2 protein-coding genes are annotated in these 2,670 nt (G+C 77.6%); one reads left to right on the forward strand and one right to left on the reverse strand.

What is annotated here, in order from left to right; translation table 11 throughout:
- Positions 1–135: 135 nt before the first annotated feature.
- Entirely contained in the window at positions 136–2,052 is a 1,917-nt protein-coding gene (locus DQW06_RS21010) for a hypothetical protein (protein WP_117199153.1), read from the reverse strand.
- Positions 2,053–2,282: 230 nt separating this feature from the next.
- Here DQW06_RS21010 and DQW06_RS21015 point away from each other — a divergent pair.
- Positions 2,283–2,670, forward strand: a 388-nt coding sequence (locus DQW06_RS21015; protein WP_232833108.1) for a GNAT family N-acetyltransferase, incomplete at its 3' end; no start/stop codon positions are given.

The following is a 2,670-nucleotide window of genomic DNA, read 5'->3' on the forward strand; positions in this document are numbered from 1 at the left end:
CGGTCCGGCGTCGGTGCGCATGGCCGACCACATCGTCGTGCTCGACCGGGGCCGGGTGGTGGAACAGGGCGGCCACGCCGAACTGCTGGCCGCCGACGGGCTCTACCGTGAGCTGTGGGACCTCCAGGCCAGCGCCTACCGCTTCGCCGAGGAGGGCGAACCGGCGGCCCGACCCGGAGGAGGGTCGCGCACGGGTCCGGGACCGGCGCCGCCTCGCGGGTTCCGGGCCCGTGCGCCCCGGGTGTGGAGGGCGTCGGGAGCACCGGCCGCCGGGCACCAGCGCCGGTAGGGGCAGTCCAGGCAGGCCTCGCCCGGAGCGGGCGGATGGGAGGTGTCGCCGTGCCAGGGCCCGGCGAGTTCGTGCACCACCCGCCGGGCCAGGGCCCGTACCCGTGCCGACCCCGGGTCCAGCGACCGTACGGACGCGCCCCGGGGACTGAGGACCTCCAGTTCCACGGCCGAGTCCGGGCCCGCGGGCAGGGCGCCGCAGGCGAAGAGCCCCACCGCCAGGGCCAGCCGGGGCTCCGCCGCCAGCAGCGCCTCCTCGTCCCCGAAGAGCGCGCCTCCGGCGAGGGCGGGAGCAGCGCCCCCGTTCCGGCAGGGAGCGTTCCCGCCCGGGGAAGGCCGGGCCTCCGCCGGAGCGGGCCCGCCCCCCGCCGGGGCTGACGCGTCGTCGTCGGTGGTGGTGACGGAGCGGTGGACCCAGGACCGGCCCCGGTGGTGGAGCACCTCGGCCCTGGCCAGAACCAGGACGTCGGCCCGCGTGTCGTCGGCGGCCAGCCTGTGGCCCACCCGCACGTGGCTGCCCGAGGCCAGCCCGCGCAGCGGACAGACCCCGACGTGCGCGGCGATCATGGCTGCCCCCAGGCGCGCCTGCCCGCCCTCCAACCGCCACCTCCCGGCGGACCAGGACGAGCGGTCCCCGGGCAGGTCCCCGGCCGTGCAGGGCCTTCGGGGCAGACGCCGGTGCAGCCGCTCCAGCCAGGCGCGCACGGCGCGGTCGCGCCGCAGCCGCGCCGGTTCGGCACCGGGGTCCGCGGGCAGGCCCAGGGCGTGGAAGTGCGCCCGGGCGGGACAGCCCCGGTGGCGCAGCCCCAGGGAGACCGACCAGGAGCGCCGGGGCCACGGTCCGCCGCCCGCGCCGAGCAGCCCCGGCGCGCGCGGCAGCCGACCGCAGCCGCGGCGCCCCGCACAGGCCAGGCAGTCCCGGCCGGGGGAGCGGGCCCCGCCCACCAGGGCCGAGCGCAGCCCCTCGCGGCCCGTAGAGGCGAAGGCCTCCCCGGCCTCGGCGGCCGAACCGTCGTAGAGGACGGCGGTGGAGGAGTCCAGGCAGGAGGTCTCCACCACGCGCACCCGGTCCGGCGGCCGGGCGTCGGCGCCGCCGCGGTGCCCGCGCATCGGGTAGGGGGCGCCGCCCCGGTACCGCCCGGGCCGCGCCGCGCAGGCGTCGCGGTCCACCGGGGTCCCGGTGGCGAGCACGTACGCGGCCACCGCCACCTCCGCCCGCGGGCGGGCCTGCTCACCGGCCGCGCCCGCGACCGGGATGCGCAGCTCCCGCACCCGTTCCGACCCCTGCGCGTAGGCGTACCTGCGGCCCCGGGCGCACAGCTCGTAGGGCCGGGAGTTGGGGGAGCCGGGCACGGGCAGGTACTGGCGGACCCAGAAGTCGAACACCGGCGCGCGGTGCGGGCCGTCGCGCCCGCCGTCCCCGGCCAGGGCCTCCAGGTAGCACCGCGCGGCGTGCCGGACCCAGACCAGCAGCCCCGGGTGCGGCGGCGCGAGGCGCCCACCCGGGAGGGCGCGGCCCGGCCCCCTCGGCGCGGTCAGGTGTGCGCAGGCCTCCTCCAGCGCCATGCCCGCGTGTTCGACCAGGTCCAGGACGGCGTCCAGAACCGCCCCGGGAGTGTCGCGCGGAGGCGTGTCCGCGCCCAGGGACGGGTCGGCGCTGAACCGGCGGTGCGCCGGGCATCCCCCCGCGGCCAGTGCCGCGGAGCCGCTGAAGACGCGGACGGTCGGTGCCGGAACGGGTTCCCCGCTGGTGTGGTCGGGCACGGTCGCCTCCCCTCACCAGAAGGGTGGCACGATCGCGGCCGCGCCGCCGGAGGCCTGTGGACAACTCCGCCCGGGGCGTCCGGCGTGTCCGGAGCGGGGGATAAACCTCCGTAAAGAGTCACTCACGGTGACGTTTTCGACGCTCCGGGTGGTGCGGCGATCAACGGCGGGGAGCCCTCCCATCATGTTGAATGACGTCCATGATCGTGCGTCGAGTACTTCCTGATGAGATGAACGCCGTCAGTGAGCTGCGCCTGACGGCCTACACGGCCGACGGCCTCATGGACGTGAACCCGGCCTACGTCGAGACGCTCCGGCTCCTGGGCACGGACGGCCGCGGCGAGATCCTGGTCGCCGCCGACGAGAACCGGCTCCTGGGGACGGCCGTGTTCGAGCCCTGGTCTCCGGAGAGCGAGATCGCCCGCAACGCCGACGAGGCCGAGATCCGCGCCTTCGCCGTCGCTCCCGAGGCGCGGGGGCGCGGCGTGGGGCGCGACCTGGTCAACGCGCTCGTCGAGCGCGCCCGTGAGGAGGGGGTCTCCCGACTGCTGGTGGCCACCCTGCCCGAGATGGTCTCGACCCAGTACGTCTACCGCGCCCGCGGTTTCGAGCGGGTGC

Origin of the sequence: Nocardiopsis sp. TNDT3, from assembly GCF_003427465.1 — a bacterium.
Classification (GTDB): Bacteria; Actinomycetota; Actinomycetes; order Streptosporangiales; family Streptosporangiaceae; genus Nocardiopsis; species Nocardiopsis dassonvillei.